Below are 14,983 nucleotides of genomic sequence, written 5' to 3'. Positions count from 1 at the left end.
TCGCGCCGCCATGTTCGCTCCATTCGCCAGCCGCCAGACCAGCGCGTCGATGCCAGCCTCGGCGTTCGCCATGCGTCCGGCCGCGCTGGCCGTTGCCAGCGCCCTCGCTGCCTGCGCTGCCCTGTGGCCGCTGGCCACGCAGGCGGCGCTGACGGAAAACCTCACCACCAGCGTGGTGGCTATGTCGCTGGGTAATGCCGTCACGGCCGATCCGCCCGGTATTGCTTCGATCCACTTCAATCCGGCCGGACTGGCGCGCCTGACGGGCGATAGCGAAAGCATCCACAATTTCGTCGCCTCGATCCGCACCTCGGCCGCGCTCACGCCGGGGCCGAATTTCGATATCGGCGGCTGGCGCGACGACCCGCTGTCGAATACCCGCACGGGTCCCGTGCGCCAGATCATGTTCGTGCCCGGCTACGGCGTACCGGGCTGGCGCCTGCCGGCCGTGGCCGTGCCGGGCGTGGGCATGGCGTGGAACAAGGCCGGCTCGCCATGGACCTTCGCCACGGACAGCTATATGTCGCAGGCCATGAGTCTGGACCGCACCACCGATCCCAACGATCCGGGCCAGTATCAGGGCCGGCAGGAACAGATCCAGCGGCTGGTGTATCTATCGCCCTCGGTGGGCTATAAATATTCCGACACGCTGCGCTTCGGCGTGTCCGTACCTATCGCCCACGCCGCCTTCGTGGTCGATACCAATATGCGCTTCCCCAACGAACTGCTGGGCGTATTCGGCCAGTTGCAGAAAGGCTGGTGCCCTGAAGACGGCGGCAACATCATCGACGTGCTGGGCTTCGGCGTGTGCGGCGGTGGCAAGGAAGGCATGGTCAGCCCGTTCAAGAAGGCGGCCAATATGCGCCTTGAAATGACGGCACCCTTCGATCCCACCATCAATCTGGGCGTGCTGTGGGAGCCCAATCCCCGCTTCGCACTGGGCGTGGTGTATCAGGGCGGCTCGAAAACCCACTATACGGGCTACTACCAGTTCGACACCGAACCCATGCTGCGTAACTTCGTGCGCGGCATGAACGCCAGCCTGCTGGGGCCTATCGCCGGTGCCACGCTGGGCTTCCCCAGTTCGATTCCGGCCACCCAGAAGGGCAATATGAGCGCCATCATTCCCTTCCCTTCGCACCTGCAGGTGGGCATCAAGCTGCGCCCCATCAGCATGCTGCAGCTGAATGTGGATGCCAGCTATGCACGCTGGAGCGAATGGGATGCGCTGCGCTTCCAGTTCGACCAGAGCATCAAGCTGCTGGAAGTGGCGCGCCTGTACGGCATTCCCGATTCGGGCAAGCTGGTGATCCCGCGCGGCTACAAGAGTCTGGTGAATTTCGCTTACGGCCTGCAACTGTTCCCGTTCGACCGTCTGGCCCTGCGCTTCGGCTTCGAGCCGCGCAAGACTTCCGTCCCCAACGACAAGATCGACTTGCTGGCGCCGCTGCCCAACACCAAGCTGCTGAGCGCAGGGCTGAACTTCAAGGTCAACAAGAATCTGGACATCAGTGTTACCGGCTCGTACATGAAAGGCCGCTACAACGTGCCGGCCAATACCGACTGCAACCTGAACTGCAGCAACTTCCTCAACATTATCTATAACCCGTATGCCGGACAGAACGTCAACGGCGATATCCACGTGCGCTATGTCGGATTTGAAATCAACAAGCGATTCTGATTGAACAAGGAGCAAACTATGAGCACACCCATCCTCACCCGCAGCCTGCTGGCACTGGCGCTGAGCGCTGCCTGCGCCGCCGCTCATGCCGCCACGCCGGCACCGGCCGCGCCCTCCAAGCAGGCACTGGTCGAACAGGTGCTGAAGCTGTGGAATCCGGACACCATCGGCCAGTCCATGCTGCAGGTGCCGGTGGCCGACGCCGTGCAGCAGGCCCGTGCCATGCTGCAGGGCCGCGCCGCGCCGGAGAAACGCGATGCGGCCATGCTGGACATCGTCAACGAAGCCAAAGCCTTCATGGCCGATGCCACGCCGATCACCAAGGCCAGTGCCGACAAACTGATCCAGTCCAAGATTGCGCCGCTGATGGCAGAACGCTTCAGCGAAGACGAACTGCGCCAGCTGATCGCCATTCTGGAATCGCCCGTCAAGAAGAAATTTGAATCCATGCTGCCGGAAATGCAGAAGACTCTGGGTGAGGGCGTGGCCGCCGACACCCGCGCCGTGATCGATCCCAAGCTGCAGGGGCTGAAAGAAAAAATCGGCCTGCGCCTGCGCGCTGCGGTAACGCCATGAGTTACTCCTCCGCCCTGCATCTGGTGCGTGGCGTCAAATCGCGCCTGACCAGTTCCGGCGTAGCGGCTGATGCACTGTTTGCCCAAGCCGGTCTGAACGAAGGCGAAGGTCTGGCCTGCGATGCACTGACGCTGTCCGACAAATTAAGCCACCTGTGGGAACTGGTGGTGGCCCAGTCGGGTGATCCGCTGATCGGCCTGAAGATCTCCTCGCCGCACAGGCTCGGCTGGCTGGGCGTGATGGGCCACATCATGCTGGTCTCGCCCACGGTACAGAGCTCCATCGAGCGCTGCCACGGCAATACCCGCGTCGGTCTGGTGCTGCCCGGTGCCCAGCGCGTGGTGCCGCAACAACGCTACGATTTTGTCTGGTGCGTGCTACTGCGCTCGCTGCGCTGCGCGGCGGGGCGCGATGACATCGCCCCTGTTGTGGTGGAATACAGCTTCCCCGCACCGGCCAATGCCCACATCTACGAAGAGACCTTCGGCTGCCCCGTCAAATTCGGCATGCCGCACAACGTGATGGAGTTTTCCGATACCGATCTGGTGATGGCGCTGCCAGCCAATCCGCCACTGGCGGCCGGTAGCGGCGCGCCCGTGCTGGCGTCGCTGGCCAAGGCCGAACCACCGACCTTCAGCGCCAAGGTACAGGCACTGCTAGCCAGCCTGCTGCCCAAAGGCCCGCCCCATCGCGACGATGTGGCCGCCCAGCTGATGATGAGCGAGCGCACCCTGCAACGCCGGCTGGCCGAAGAAGGCACCAGCTTTACCAATCTGGTGGACGACACGCGGCGCGAACTGGCACGCCAGTCACTGAGCTGCGGGGAATTGTCCTTAAAGATGCTAAGCTTCCAGCTCGGCTTCTCCGAACCGAGTGCGTTCTACCGTGCCTGCAAGCGCTGGTTCGGTATGGCGCCTTCGGATATTGTGCATCTGGCACATCAATCGGGGCCCGAACCGGAATCGCTACAAGCCAACTTGCCGCGCAAGTCGGCATAAAAACAACAGAGGAGAACAGCGATGGGATGGTTGTCGAATACACAGAATAAATCGATGCTGGGTCAGCTGCTGGTTAAGCAGAAGCTGATTACGGAAGAACAGCTGGCGCAGGCAATTGAAACCCAGCGCAAGACAGGTCAGCGCCTCGGTGACATTTTCTCCGAGCTTAACCTGATCACCCAGCAGCACATCGAAGACGCCCTGCGCAAGCAGCGCCGCCTGCGTATGGCCGCTGCTATCGCGACCTCGCTACTGGCACCGCTGGAAGGCTATGCGGCACAGGCCCTGCCTTCGCTGGCGATCGGCACGCCCGTCATGCTGAGCAAAGACCAGCGCGGTCTGCAGATCAACGAACGAGCCGGCCTGCAGGCCATGAGCGAAGAGGAACTGGGCGAGACTTCGGCGCAAGGTCTGAGCGACCAGCTGGTCAACGCCGTCAAGGACGCCAAGCACAACGGGCTGGAAGTGATCGGCGATATGGCCAAGATCGTCAATCCCGTGCTGGGTTTTCTGGAAGCCGATACCAGCATGAAGAACGTGGTCTACGATCCCAGCAAGGCCACCGCCACCATCAACAAAGATGGTTCGCTCACGCTGGCCATGCCCTCCTCTATCGGGGAAATCAATTTCGATAACATCCGCGTCAAAGGGTCGGAAGGGCCTAGCTTCGGCAGCATTGCTATCCGCGGCATCGACCTGACGGGCACCACCATCACCGTCTCGTTCCACCACTAAGCCGGGGCCAGAAACAGCAAGGGCGGACAGTATCGCTACTGTCCGCCCTTTTACGTTTCAGTTCGTGTTACAGCTAGTGCGGCTTACTTCTTGTTGCGTGGCTGGGCAAACGCGTCGCCCGCTTTCCACTCTGGCAGCTTGGCGCCGTTGGCAATCACACGGCCCAGATTCAGCGTGTACTGTGCCGTCTGCACCATGCCCGACAGATCCCAGCTGGCGTCGTATTCATCCGTCACCTGATGGTAGCGCGGACCGTAAGCTGCGGCCTTGGCTTTGGCGGCTGCCACATCCTTGATGTAATCGCGGCCTGACTCGATCGAGAAGGCCGGCACACCGTTCTTGGCGAAGTTGAAGTGATCGCTACGGAAGTAGCCACCGGCCAGATCCGGCTCGGCGTCGGCGATGCGCATACCCATGGCCTTGGCCGTGGTTTCGGCCAGCTTGCCCAGTTCTGTGCGCTCGCTACCCTGGGTACCGATATCACGCGTGGCGCCGACAAAGTTCAGGCTATCCAGATTCAGGTTGGCAGCAGTCTTCGCCAGTGGCCACAGCGGTGCGGCCGCATAGGCGGCGCTACCGAGCAGGCCCTGTTCTTCTGCGGCGACCCACAGGAACATCTGGCTACGCTTGGCTGGAACACGGATGGCTTCCTGTGCCATCGCCAGCAGTGCAGCCGAACCGGAAGCGTTATCCACGGCGCCGTTGAAGATCACATCCTTGCCGCCGGTGGCATCGCCCTGCTTGCCCAGATGGTCCCAGTGAGCGCTGTAGATCACCACTTCGTCTTTCAGTTTCGGATCGGTGCCCGGTACTACCGCTGCAACGTTGAACTGTTCGACCTTGCGCACGGCAGCCTGCATGGTGCCGGTCAGCTTGGCGGCCAGCGGCACAGGCTTGAAGTCCTTGCGTTCGGCCGCAGCACGCAGTGCATCCAGATCCTGACCGGCAGCGGCGAACAGCGCCTTGGCGGTCGCTTCCGTCATCCAGCCTTGCAGCTGGGTGCCCAGCGTGCCAGCGGCCAGCTGGAAGCGTTCTACGCCGGACCAGCTGTTCTGGATCACGCTCCAGCCATACGATGCGGTCGGCGTAGTGTGGATCAGCAGCACACCCGCTGCCCCCTGACGACGGGCTTCTTCGAATTTGTAGGTCCAGCGGCCATAGTAGGTCAGGCCTTTGCCGTTGAAGCGGTTAGGCTGTTCGGCCGTCGGCTGCGGGTCATTGACCATCACAACCAGCGTTTTGCCCTTCAGGTCCATGCCCTTGAAATCGTTCCACTGCTCGTCCGGTGCGGTAATGCCGTAACCGGCGAATACCAGTTCACTATCGAAGGTATGGCTAGCGGTGGCATCACCCGGCGCAAACACCCAGTCATCACCGAAGCGGATCGGCAGCGCCTGACCACCGGCCTGCAGTGCCAGCGTGCTGGCCGCTGCGTCAGTCTTGACGCCGGCGATCATCACCGACTGGCGGAAGCTGTTGCCATTACCCGGCTTCAGGCCCAATGCCTGCGACTGCGCTTCGAGGTAGGCAACCGTCAGATCCGCACCGCGCTGGCCCGTACCGCGGCCTTCCAGCACGTCGCTGGCCAGAAATGCCAGATGGGCGCGCAATGGCGCTTCCTTGACGACGGCGCCATGGTCGGTGCTGCCAGCATGAACAGGGAATGCCAGCGCCAGGCTCATAGCCACGGCGGAAGCAAGATAGGAGGGGGTCATTTTTTGCATGATTTCCTGAGTTCTTAAGTGTAGTGGGCGGACTGTGAATTTTCCCGCGCGTACATTGTAGACCATCGCCGCGCTAAAATGGCGGCATGACAGTCCGCTCCTCTTGTTCCCCTTATATCGGCCGCTTCGCGCCCTCGCCCACCGGCCCCCTGCATCTGGGCTCGCTTGTGGCCGCCATGGCCAGCTATCTGGACGCCCGCGCCCACCACGGCCAATGGCTGCTGCGCATCGAAGATGTGGACGGCGACCGCAATGTGGCGGGCGCCGAGCAGCACATCATCGCTTCGCTGCAGCGCTGCGGCATGCAGTGGGATGGTGAGATCACCCGCCAGACCGAACGCACGGCGCTGTATGAAGCCGCCTTGCGCCGGCTCGGTGATCTGGTCTATCCCTGCGGCTGCTCGCGCAGGGAGATCGCCGATTCGCAGACTAGCCTGCGCGGCAAGCAGGCGCAGAATCTGATCTATCCGGGCACCTGCCGCCACGGCCTCGCAGCCGGCAAGAGCGCCCGTGCCTTGCGCCTCAAAGTGCCGACCGAGCCACACTGCATCGTCGCCTTCGACGACCGCTGGGCCGGCCATCTGAGTCAGGATCTGACCGACGAGGTGGGTGACTTCATCATCCGTCGTGCCGACGGCTACTGGGCCTACCAGCTCGCCGTGGTGGTGGATGATGGCGCACAGGGCATTACCGACATCGTGCGCGGTGCCGACCTGCTCGATTCCACCCCGCGCCAGCTATATCTGCAGCAGGTACTGGGCCTGCCGCAACCACGCTACCTGCATGTCCCGGTCGTCTGCAATGCCCAAGGCGACAAGCTATCCAAACAGACCGGCGCCACCGCTTTCGATCAGGGCGTACCGGCCGAACAGTTGCTGCAGCATGCGCTGATACCGGCAGCCCGCTTCCTAGGCCTCGATCTGCGTGCCGCCAGCATCGAGGAATTCTGGCAGCTGGCCGTGCCCGCGTGGGCGGCGCTCATCCAACTGTAAGCTGGGCTACACTGACTGCATGGAAGTCGAACTCAAACTCCTGCTTGCGCCGGAACACAACCAGCAGCTACGCCAGCATCCCTTGCTGGCGGGGTTGGCCTCGCGCAGCCAGCCATTGATCGCCCACTACTTCGATACGCCCGACCTGCATCTGCTGCGCCATGGTGCCGGTCTGCGCGTGCGTCAGGAGGATGGCGTGTGGGTGCAGACCATGAAGGCCGGTGGCAGCGTGCAAAGCGGCCTACATCAGCGCAATGAATGGGAAGGCCCTGTCAGCCGGCCATGGCCACAACTGGGCAAGCTGCGCAAACTGATAGGCGCCGATGCACACTGGCTGGACGTGCTGGCGGCAGCGCAGTTCAAACAGAGGCTGGAAGCCCTGTTCGCGGTCATCGTAGAGCGGGAAATCTGGCTGCTTGACTATGCCGGTAGCCAGATCGAACTGGTGCTCGACAACGGCCACATCGAACGCCACGGCCAGCAATTGCCGCTCAACGAAATCGAACTGGAACTTAAGCAAGGCAAGCCCGAACATCTGTTCGCACTCGCGCTGCAGTTGCTGGAACGCCTGCCGCTACAACTCAGTAATGTCAACAAAGCCCAGCGCGGCTACGCCCTGTGCCGCCAGAGCGGCACGCAGGCTCACCATGCACGTGCCTTGGCGCTCGCAGCCGATGCCACGCTGGACCAAGCACGTCACGCCATTCTGTTCAACTGCCTGCAACAGATACAGGACAACGAGCAGGCCGTGATCCACACCGATCATGCCGAAGCGCTGCACCAGATGCGCGTCGGGGTGCGACGCCTGCGCTGCGCGCTCAAACTATTCGGCAAAGTAGCGCCCTGCCCACGCCAGATCAAGGACGACTGGCGCTGGCTGGCGCAGGTACTAGGCACAGCACGCGACTGGGAAGTGCTGGGTAGCGCCACACTGGCGCGCATACAGGCCAGTCCGGGCGGCCCCGGCGGCCTGCATGAGCTGCCCGCGCTAGTACAGCAGCAAGTTCTCGCGCAGCGCCAGCAGGCTGCGCAGGCTTTGCTATCGCCGCGCTACACGCGCTTGCTTCTGCAGATGGGACAGTGGCTGATTGCTGGCGGCACTGCCAGTCAGGACAGCCGTGCGGCGGATTTTTCCCGCCACACCATGCAGCGCCTGCGCAAGACCTTGCTCAAGCGTGCCAGCCACATGGCAGACAGCGATGCCGACGCGGAAAGCATGCACCGCACTCGCATCGCGGCCAAGCAAGCGCGCTACGCACTGGAATTCTTCCGCACGCTATATCGCGGCAAAGCCCTGCGCCAGTATCTGGCGACGCTGGAAGCTACGCAGGAAGCGCTGGGCCAGCATAACGATCTGGTGGTGGCGGACCGCCTGCTGCAGCAACTGGGTGGCGAGGCGCAAGCAAGCGCGCCGCATATCGCTTTCGCGCGCGGCTACCTGCGCGCACTGCAGGCGCAGCAGCCCGCCGACTTGCAGGCCGTACTGGCCGATCTGAGCGAACTGCCGCGCTTTTAGCTGGCGCCCTGCAGTATCGGGTACAGCGAGGCTACCAGCGCCAGCGCCATCACCACGTTGAAGATACGCACCGAACGGGCATCCTGCAGTACCTGCCGCATAGCCACGCCGAACGAAGCCCACGCGCCTACGCAGAAAATCCCGATCAGGCCGAACACACCTGCTAGCATGGCGACATCAAGCACCTTGAAACCAGCCGGCAGATAAGTGGTGAGCGCACCGATGGCCATCACCCATGCTTTCGGATTGACCCACTGGAAGGCCGCCGCAGCAAAGAAAGTCATCGGCTTGCTGGTGCTAGCCTCGCTCGCGCTCATGGGCGCGGCGTGTGCCAGCTTCCACGCCAGCCAGAGCAGATAGGCCGCGCCCGCATACTTGAGCAGCACCTGCAGCAGCGGCACTTGCTGGAACACCGTGTGCAAGCCCACGCCGGTCGCAAAAATCATGAAGGTGAAGCCACTGCAAATGCCGAACAGATGCGGCAGCGAACGGCGGAAACCGTAGTTCAACCCCGAAGCCAGAATCATGGTGTTATTCGGGCCGGGTGTGATGGAACTGATGGCAGCAAACGTGCACAGAGGCAGGAATAATTCGAGGGACATGGCGTGATCCGGTAGTGACTGGGAGCTTTTATTGTAGGGAGGATTAGCGAATCTGTACCAGTACACTTGCTCAAACACTTAGCAGATGTGTACTGGCCGTTTGGCCGACACAATACCGCTTCCGTCTCCCGTGCAGATCAGCCCGATACGGCGGCACGCTTGCGCTGGCGTCCCAGCAGCTTGTAAAAACTCTCCAGTTCGCGCCGTACCAGCTCCTGCCCGTGCTCGATCACAAAGTCCTGAAATGCCGCCGCTACCTTGGGGATAGGCTGATCGGTCAGGTGCATGATGTGCCAGTCAGCCTCCACCGGCTGGGCCGGCGTAGGCAGCACTGCCAGCAAGCCCGCCTCGAACTCCAGCCCACAAGCGTGCACCGATAGAAAACCCACGCCCAGCCCCGCCGCTACCATGCGTTTGATTGCTTCGTTACTCGATACTTCCGAACCGAATTCCAGCGGGTGCCCCGCTTCGCGCAGCAGCCGCTCTACCGCCGTGCGGGTACCCGAACCCCGTTCGCGCACCAGCAAGTTAGCGCCCAGCACATCGTTCAGGGTGAGCTTTTTCTTCTTCATTAGCGGGTGCGCGGGGCTGGCCACGAAAGCCATCGGGTGACGCGCGAACTTGGCGGCGTTGGTGCGCAGCTCGCGCGGCGGCGTACCCATGATGGCCAGTTCGATTTCGTGGCGCGCCAGCATCTGTACGATTTCGGCACGATTTCCCACCTGCAACTTCAAGCGCACATCGGGACGCTCCAGCGTGAACGGCACCAGCATCGACGGCAGCAGGTGTTCTGCCGTGGTCACGGCGCCGATGCGCAAAGTACCACTGGTAACGCCCTGCAGTGCGGCCAGTTCGTCACCCGCCTGTTCCCACAGCCGCAATATGCGTTCCGAGAACGCCACCATCACCTCGCCGGCTGCCGTCAGCTGGATATTGCGCCCCACCTTGCGCGTCAGCGCCATGCCCGCATTCTCTTCCAGTGTGCGGATTTGCAACGAAATCGCCGGCTGCGTAACGTGTAATGCGTCCGCCGCGCGCGCCACACTTTCATGCCGCGCTACTAGTACCAGCGCCTGTAACTGGCGAAAACTCGCGGGATACATAAGCTATTCCTTATTGATTATAGAAAAACTCTAATTTTTCTTTGCTTCATTCTACCTCTATATTCGAACCATCCACTGCCTACTCACCCATATCAACCTTACCTGCGAGCCCACCATGAGCATAGATGTGATCTTCCTCGGTCTGGACGGCGTACTGTTCGACACCGAAGCGCTGCACCTCGCCGCCTGCAACGCGGCCTTCGAAAACGCCGGCCTGTCGGTACGCTGGTCGCTGCCAGCCCTGCGCGCCGCCGCTGCCACGCACGGCTATGCTCGCGCCATCGGCGCCGCCATCAGTGGCGAGGTGTTCGCCCGCGACAAGGACAAAGTCGCCGCCCTGTACGCCGACAAGCACCGTCACTTCCACCACGCCATCACGGCCCAGCCGCAGAAAGCTCTGCAAGCCGCCATGGTGCTGATCGACGACGCCATCAGCGCAGGCGGCAAGATCTGCATCGTCACCGACCTGCCAGCACACTCCACTTCGGCGCTGCTCAGTGGCTGCTTCGGTGCCGACGTCAACAGCCTGTTCACCGTAGTCTCCGGCGGCGCCTCGTTCGAAGGCCCTGCCGGCACGGGTCCGTATGCCCACGCCCTGGCCGCCATCGGCATTGCGCCGCAGGATGCCATCGCCATTGATACCGCCGTACCTGCCCTGCAAGCTGCCAAGGAACTGGGTCTGTGGACCGTCAGCGTGGCACCGTATGGCAACGACGTAGTACGTCCACCGCAGTTCATCACCTTCGACGCGCTGAACGAACTGCAGGCCAGCCCTTACACGCCAGACCAGCAGACGCTGCAGGAACTGGCAGCATAAGCTTCAAGCGGAGCGCTCTGCTCCGCTCACCGGCGTCGCCGCTCTGGCGACGCGCGGGTGCGCTCGCCCCGACGCTGCGCCAGCAAGGCAGCAACACCGTATAATGCAAAGCCACTATTACCGTGCGAGCCCTGACATGACACCAGCCTCGATCCAGCTACTGGCGCAATACAACGCCGGCATGAACCAGCAGATGTATGCAGCGGCGGCGCAATTGCCGCATGCCGAACTGGCGGCCGACCGCAAAGCCTTCTTCGACTCCATCCTCGGCACCATGAACCACCTGCTGGTGGGCGACACCATCTGGCTGCGCCGCTTCGCCGGCCATCCGGCCGCCTATAGCACGCTGGCGCACCTGCTGGAGCAGCCGCCCGTGAGCGGCCTGACGCAAAGCTTCGGCGACGATCTGGCCGCCCTGCAGGCCCACCGCAGCCGTCTCGACGCCATCATTCTCGACTGGTCGCAGCAGGTCACGGCCGAGCATCTGGCACTGGCCTTCCCCTACAAGAACATCAAGGGTGAAGCCTATTGCAAGCATTTCGGCAGTCTGGTACTGCACTTCTTCAATCACCAGACGCACCACCGCGGCCAGATCAGCACCCTGCTGTATCAGGCGGGCGTGGATGTGGGTGTGACCGACCTGCCGGCATGGATCCCTATGCTGGCAGAAGGCAGTACGCAGGCATGAAGCTCGCCGTCTACAGCGCCCAGCCCTACGACCGCCGCTTCCTCGACGAAGCGCGGCAGAATTTCGCCGGCGGCAGCGTCGATACCGTATTCTTTTCCGACGCTCTGACGCTGGACACCATCCCGCTGGCACAAGGTTGCGAGGCTGTCTGCGTGTTCGTCAACGACCAGCTCGATGCAGCCGTACTGGCGGCATTGCACGCCAGCGGCGTGCGCGCCGTGCTGCTGCGCTGCGCGGGCTTCAACAATGTCGATCTGCAGACCGGCCATGCACTGGGCCTGTTCATGGCGCGCGTGCCGGCCTATGCGCCGGAAGCCGTGGCCGAACATGCGCTGGCCATGGTGATGACGCTGAACCGCCATACCCACCGCGCCTATGCCCGCGTACGCGAAGGTAATTTCGCGCTCGACGGCCTGCTCGGCATGACGCTCAACGGCAAAACCGTAGGCATCGTCGGCGCCGGCCAGATCGGCGCGGCCGCCGCCCGCATCTTCCATGGCCTTGGCTGTCAGGTGCTGATCAGCGATCCCATGCCGCTGCCCCAGCTGGCAGCCGTGGCACGCCACGTCGCACTGGACGAGCTGCTAGCCAGCGCCGACGTGGTATCGCTACACTGCCCGCTGATGGACAGCACGCGCCACATGATTAACGCCGCCAGTCTGGCCCGCATGAAACCGGGCGCCATGCTGGTCAACACTTCACGCGGTGGCCTGATCGATACGGCTGCCGTGATCGAAGCCCTCAAATCGCGCCAGCTCGGCGCGCTGGCCATCGATGTCTACGAACAGGAGGCCAGCCTGTTCTTCCACGATCATTCGAGCGACATCATCGCCGACGACGTATTCCAGCGCCTGCTGACCTTCCCTAACGTACTCGTTACCGGTCATCAGGGCTTCTTCACCATTGAAGCCATGCGCGAAATCGCCAGCGTCACTTTCGACAATCTGGCCTGCTACATCCAGCACCGGCCCTGCCCTAACCTGCTACCCGCAGGTATCGCGGCCACCTCCCCAGCCCCTACCCCTACGGCCAGCCTTAACGCAGCACCAGCGACTACCGAAGCGGCATCGATCACGCCGAAAAAGTAATCGCAAGCCAGCGGCAATGCCGCTAACATCGACCGTCGCGCGATTGCCGCCAGTGCGTTATACTGCACTGCAGCAATCCGCGTTTTAACAGCATCTGTTTTTGCCGGGGAAGGCCATGTCTCTCGCTTACCGTAGTAACGCCGATTTCGCCAGTCTGAATCACGCCATGCGGGTACCGCTATCGGCGGAAATCCATTCACGCCCGTTCCTGCAGTTGCAGGCACCGGAAAGCCTGACCCACTTCGCCCTGTATGTAAAACAGGAACAGCCTTCGCAAAAGCAGCACCGCAGCAGCCAGCACGCCATTCTGCAGCAGTTGTGCATGCACTACGGCGTAGCTGTTCCGCACGCGCAGGCGCGCTACTTCTTCCACGACTTCGGCCAGTTCCGCCTGAAGTGGGAATGCCACACCGAGTTCGCCACCTACACCTTCGTCGAGCAGGGCCAGCCCGATACGCCGTGCGATCTGGCCGTGCAGCACACGCCGCTGCAACAGGTGCCGCAGGAATGGCTGGCCAGCCTGCACGGCAAAATCATCGTGGCGGCGCATGTGCTGCTGTGCAAAGGCCGCGCCGATGACACTGCCAGCACAAGCGCCATCCGCTCGCTATTTCAGGGTAAATCGCTGGTGTGCAGCAATGTAGGCAGCGGTGCCGAAGTCTGGACCGACTTCCTGATCCAGCCCGATGGCTTCAGCCGCTTCGTGGTGCGCGATCTGCAGTTGCGCGAATATCAGGCTGGCCGTCTGGTGGGCCGTCTGCTGGAAATCGAAACCTACCGCATGATGGCGCTACTGGGTCTGCCGCAGGCCGAAGCGACCCAGCCGGAACTGAACGGCATCGAAAACGAACTGGCCGAACTGACGGCGCGGCTGGTGCAGAGCGATCAGCCCGATGCGGGCCTGCAGGCCACGCCGGAAGATCAGGGTCTGCTCCACCGCATCACCAGTCTGGCCGCGCGGCTGGAAAAAATCTCGGTGAATAACAGCTACCGCTTCGCCGCATCGCAGGCGTATTTCAGTCTGGTGCAGGCCCGCATACAGGAGTTGCGCGAAGTACGTATCGAAGGCATGCCCACGCTGGCCGAATTCATGGGACGACGGCTGGCACCGGCCATGCACACCTGCACCTCGGTGGCGCGGCGGCAGGAAACCCTGGCCCAGCGTATCGCCCGCAGCAACGACCTGCTGCGCACCCGTGTCGGCATCGAACAGGAACGCCAGAACCGCAAAATCCTGCAATCGCTCGATACCCGCGCGGCCCAGCAACTGCGCTTGCAGCAGGCAGTGGAAGGCCTGTCGGCCGTGGCCATCTCCTACTACACGCTGGGACTGATAGGCTATGCAGGCAAAGCCATGAAGGCGGCCAACCTGCCCATCAATCCCGATGTATTGACGGGCATCGCCGTGCCGCTGGTGATCACGGGCGTGTGGCTAGGCTTGCGCCGCCTGCACAACCGCCTGACGGGGCACGGTCCTAAGCCTCCGGCTGCAGCGGCACCACAGGGACACTAGCCGCGGCACTGGCAGCGGCATTTGCCAGCGGCAGATCAAAGCGCTGCGCCAGAAAACCGGCAATGCGCTGCTGGGTGCTTTCCAGATACGGAATATTCAGGTGGTCGGAATCGGGCACGATTTCGTCCGCATGCAACTGCCCCAGTTTTTCCACCAGCAGATCGGTGTGACTGTGCGGCACTACATCATCCTGCTCGGCGCGCAACACATAGGTGGGCGCCTTCAGGTGGTGGGCATACTTGACCGACTCGAAGCGGTGGCGCAGCACATACTCCACCGGTATCGCCTTGAACTTACGCTTGGCGATCGCGAGGATGGAATCGTAGGGCGTAATTAGCACGATGGCATGGGCGTCGCGCTCCATCGCCACCTGCACCGCCACGCCGGAGCCGAGGCTGCGCCCCACTACGGCGATGCGTTTGGGGTCAACATGATGGCGCTCGGCCAGCCAGTCATACAGCATGCGGCCATCATCGACGAAATGGGTTTCGGCCGGATCGCCATGTGAATCGCCATAGCCGCGGTAGTTCATGGCCAGCACCGCCATGCCGGGGAATAGCTTGCCCGCGTCGCGCGCCACCCACGACACTTCTTCCGAGCGGCCGCCGAAATAGATCACGGCCGGATGGGGGCCGTGTATGGGTGGCGTCATCAGCCAGCCGGACAGACGCGTGCCATCCTTGGCGCGGATCACCACGGGACGGGTGCGGTGCCCGCTGCTGTAGGGCCTTAGCACTTCGCGCTTGCTGCCCAGAGGATTAAACAGCAGGCGTTTCTGGCTGGCGGCCACGGCTGCCGTCAGGCCCACCCACAGCACGCTGGCAATACCGGCCAGACCGGCCACTTTTTTCGTATGTTTCATATAACAGTTCAATTCCTGCGAAGACTGTTGCTACAGATGAGGCATGTGGCCGTTTTCACAAGAGCTGGCGTCTGCTCGCCACCTTCTG

General features: G+C 62.5%; 14 protein-coding genes. 10 read left to right on the top strand and 4 right to left on the bottom strand.

Features of this window, described 5'->3' with window-relative positions; genetic code table 11:
• Positions 1 to 10 precede the first annotated feature (10 nt).
• The 4 genes from ABNT42_RS19185 to ABNT42_RS19170 are packed head-to-tail and all read left to right on the top strand — an operon-like array spanning position 11 to position 3,990.
• Positions 11 to 1,681, top strand: a complete 1,671-nt coding sequence (locus tag ABNT42_RS19185) for an outer membrane protein transport protein (protein WP_348699664.1) — start codon at positions 11 to 13, stop codon at positions 1,679 to 1,681.
• Between the two features lie 18 nt (positions 1,682 to 1,699).
• On the top strand, positions 1,700 to 2,257 hold the full coding sequence (locus ABNT42_RS19180) for a DUF2059 domain-containing protein (RefSeq protein WP_348699663.1): 558 nt from the start codon (positions 1,700 to 1,702) through the stop codon (positions 2,255 to 2,257).
• A complete protein-coding gene (locus ABNT42_RS19175) occupies positions 2,254 to 3,255 on the top strand; it encodes an AraC family transcriptional regulator ligand-binding domain-containing protein (protein ID WP_348699661.1) in 1,002 nt (333 codons plus the stop codon). Before ABNT42_RS19180 ends, ABNT42_RS19175 begins: the two co-directional genes overlap by 4 nt.
• A 54-nt stretch (positions 3,256 to 3,309) precedes the next feature.
• Positions 3,310 to 3,990, top strand: coding sequence for a hypothetical protein (locus ABNT42_RS19170; protein WP_348699659.1), 681 nt, complete (start codon positions 3,310 to 3,312; stop codon positions 3,988 to 3,990).
• Between the two features lie 83 nt (positions 3,991 to 4,073).
• On the opposite strand, the gene ABNT42_RS19165 is transcribed toward ABNT42_RS19170, so the two are convergent.
• Positions 4,074 to 5,714 carry a M28 family peptidase gene (locus ABNT42_RS19165; RefSeq protein ID WP_348699657.1) on the bottom strand — a complete coding sequence of 547 codons (1,641 nt, stop codon included), beginning with the start codon at positions 5,712 to 5,714 and terminating at the stop codon, positions 4,074 to 4,076.
• An 86-nt stretch (positions 5,715 to 5,800) separates the two neighbouring features.
• On the opposite strand from ABNT42_RS19165, the gene gluQRS reads away from it, so the two are divergent.
• Positions 5,801 to 6,706, top strand: a complete 906-nt coding sequence (gene gluQRS, locus ABNT42_RS19160) for a tRNA glutamyl-Q(34) synthetase GluQRS (protein WP_348699656.1) — start codon at positions 5,801 to 5,803, stop codon at positions 6,704 to 6,706.
• Between the two features lie 19 nt (positions 6,707 to 6,725).
• Positions 6,726 to 8,222 (top strand): CHAD domain-containing protein, encoded by a 1,497-nt coding sequence (locus ABNT42_RS19155; RefSeq protein WP_348699654.1) that lies wholly within the window; start codon positions 6,726 to 6,728, stop codon positions 8,220 to 8,222.
• Here ABNT42_RS19155 and ABNT42_RS19150 read toward each other — a convergent pair.
• Positions 8,219 to 8,824: a LysE family translocator gene (locus ABNT42_RS19150; RefSeq protein ID WP_348699652.1), complete on the bottom strand. Its 606-nt coding sequence runs from the start codon at positions 8,822 to 8,824 to the stop codon at positions 8,219 to 8,221. The genes ABNT42_RS19155 and ABNT42_RS19150 overlap by 4 nt on opposite strands.
• A 137-nt stretch (positions 8,825 to 8,961) precedes the next feature.
• The gene (locus ABNT42_RS19145; RefSeq protein WP_348699650.1) at positions 8,962 to 9,927 is read right to left on the bottom strand and encodes a LysR family transcriptional regulator; all 966 of its coding nucleotides are present in this window, start codon (positions 9,925 to 9,927) and stop codon (positions 8,962 to 8,964) included.
• Positions 9,928 to 10,042: 115 nt separating this feature from the next.
• Here ABNT42_RS19145 and ABNT42_RS19140 point away from each other — a divergent pair, with 115 nt between their 5' ends.
• The 4 genes from ABNT42_RS19140 (at position 10,043) to ABNT42_RS19125 (ending at position 14,033) form a co-directional block, all read left to right on the top strand.
• Positions 10,043 to 10,744: an HAD family hydrolase gene (locus tag ABNT42_RS19140; RefSeq protein WP_348699648.1), complete on the top strand. Its 702-nt coding sequence runs from the start codon at positions 10,043 to 10,045 to the stop codon at positions 10,742 to 10,744.
• 136 nt (positions 10,745 to 10,880) lie between these two features.
• On the top strand, positions 10,881 to 11,432 hold the full coding sequence (locus ABNT42_RS19135) for a DinB family protein (protein WP_348699647.1): 552 nt from the start codon (positions 10,881 to 10,883) through the stop codon (positions 11,430 to 11,432).
• Positions 11,429 to 12,520, top strand: coding sequence for a 2-hydroxyacid dehydrogenase (locus ABNT42_RS19130; RefSeq protein ID WP_348699645.1), 1,092 nt, complete (start codon positions 11,429 to 11,431; stop codon positions 12,518 to 12,520). The genes ABNT42_RS19135 and ABNT42_RS19130 overlap by 4 nt, the downstream gene beginning before the upstream one ends.
• A 115-nt stretch (positions 12,521 to 12,635) precedes the next feature.
• Entirely contained in the window at positions 12,636 to 14,033 is a 1,398-nt protein-coding gene (locus ABNT42_RS19125) for a DUF3422 domain-containing protein (protein WP_348699644.1), read from the top strand.
• Here ABNT42_RS19125 and ABNT42_RS19120 read toward each other — a convergent pair.
• A complete protein-coding gene (locus tag ABNT42_RS19120; RefSeq protein WP_348699643.1) occupies positions 13,996 to 14,895 on the bottom strand; it encodes an alpha/beta fold hydrolase in 900 nt (299 codons plus the stop codon). The genes ABNT42_RS19125 and ABNT42_RS19120 overlap by 38 nt on opposite strands.
• Positions 14,896 to 14,983 lie beyond the last annotated feature (88 nt).

The sequence above is a fragment of the Duganella fentianensis genome (assembly GCF_964031615.1).
Taxonomy (GTDB): domain Bacteria; phylum Pseudomonadota; class Gammaproteobacteria; order Burkholderiales; family Burkholderiaceae_D; genus Rugamonas; species Rugamonas fentianensis_A.
This window is presented reverse-complemented; position numbering and strand designations above follow the sequence as displayed.

What these genes read in the sequence shown, in the direction of transcription:
- ABNT42_RS19140 (WP_348699648.1), top strand. Translation starts at nt 10,043, where the DNA reads ATGAGCATAGATGTGATCTTCCTCGGTCTGGACGGCGTACTGTTCGAC.
- gluQRS (WP_348699656.1), top strand. Translation starts at nt 5,801, where the DNA reads ATGACAGTCCGCTCCTCTTGTTCCCCTTATATCGGCCGCTTCGCGCCC.
- ABNT42_RS19125 (WP_348699644.1), top strand. Translation starts at nt 12,636, where the DNA reads ATGTCTCTCGCTTACCGTAGTAACGCCGATTTCGCCAGTCTGAATCAC.
- ABNT42_RS19150 (WP_348699652.1), bottom strand. Translation starts at nt 8,824, where the DNA reads ATGTCCCTCGAATTATTCCTGCCTCTGTGCACGTTTGCTGCCATCAGT.
- ABNT42_RS19185 (WP_348699664.1), top strand. Translation starts at nt 11, where the DNA reads ATGTTCGCTCCATTCGCCAGCCGCCAGACCAGCGCGTCGATGCCAGCC.
- ABNT42_RS19120 (WP_348699643.1), bottom strand. Translation starts at nt 14,895, where the DNA reads ATGAAACATACGAAAAAAGTGGCCGGTCTGGCCGGTATTGCCAGCGTG.
- ABNT42_RS19170 (WP_348699659.1), top strand. Translation starts at nt 3,310, where the DNA reads ATGCTGGGTCAGCTGCTGGTTAAGCAGAAGCTGATTACGGAAGAACAG.
- ABNT42_RS19165 (WP_348699657.1), bottom strand. Translation starts at nt 5,714, where the DNA reads ATGCAAAAAATGACCCCCTCCTATCTTGCTTCCGCCGTGGCTATGAGC.
- ABNT42_RS19175 (WP_348699661.1), top strand. Translation starts at nt 2,254, where the DNA reads ATGAGTTACTCCTCCGCCCTGCATCTGGTGCGTGGCGTCAAATCGCGC.
- ABNT42_RS19135 (WP_348699647.1), top strand. Translation starts at nt 10,881, where the DNA reads ATGACACCAGCCTCGATCCAGCTACTGGCGCAATACAACGCCGGCATG.
- ABNT42_RS19180 (WP_348699663.1), top strand. Translation starts at nt 1,700, where the DNA reads ATGAGCACACCCATCCTCACCCGCAGCCTGCTGGCACTGGCGCTGAGC.
- ABNT42_RS19130 (WP_348699645.1), top strand. Translation starts at nt 11,429, where the DNA reads ATGAAGCTCGCCGTCTACAGCGCCCAGCCCTACGACCGCCGCTTCCTC.
- ABNT42_RS19155 (WP_348699654.1), top strand. Translation starts at nt 6,726, where the DNA reads ATGGAAGTCGAACTCAAACTCCTGCTTGCGCCGGAACACAACCAGCAG.
- ABNT42_RS19145 (WP_348699650.1), bottom strand. Translation starts at nt 9,927, where the DNA reads ATGTATCCCGCGAGTTTTCGCCAGTTACAGGCGCTGGTACTAGTAGCG.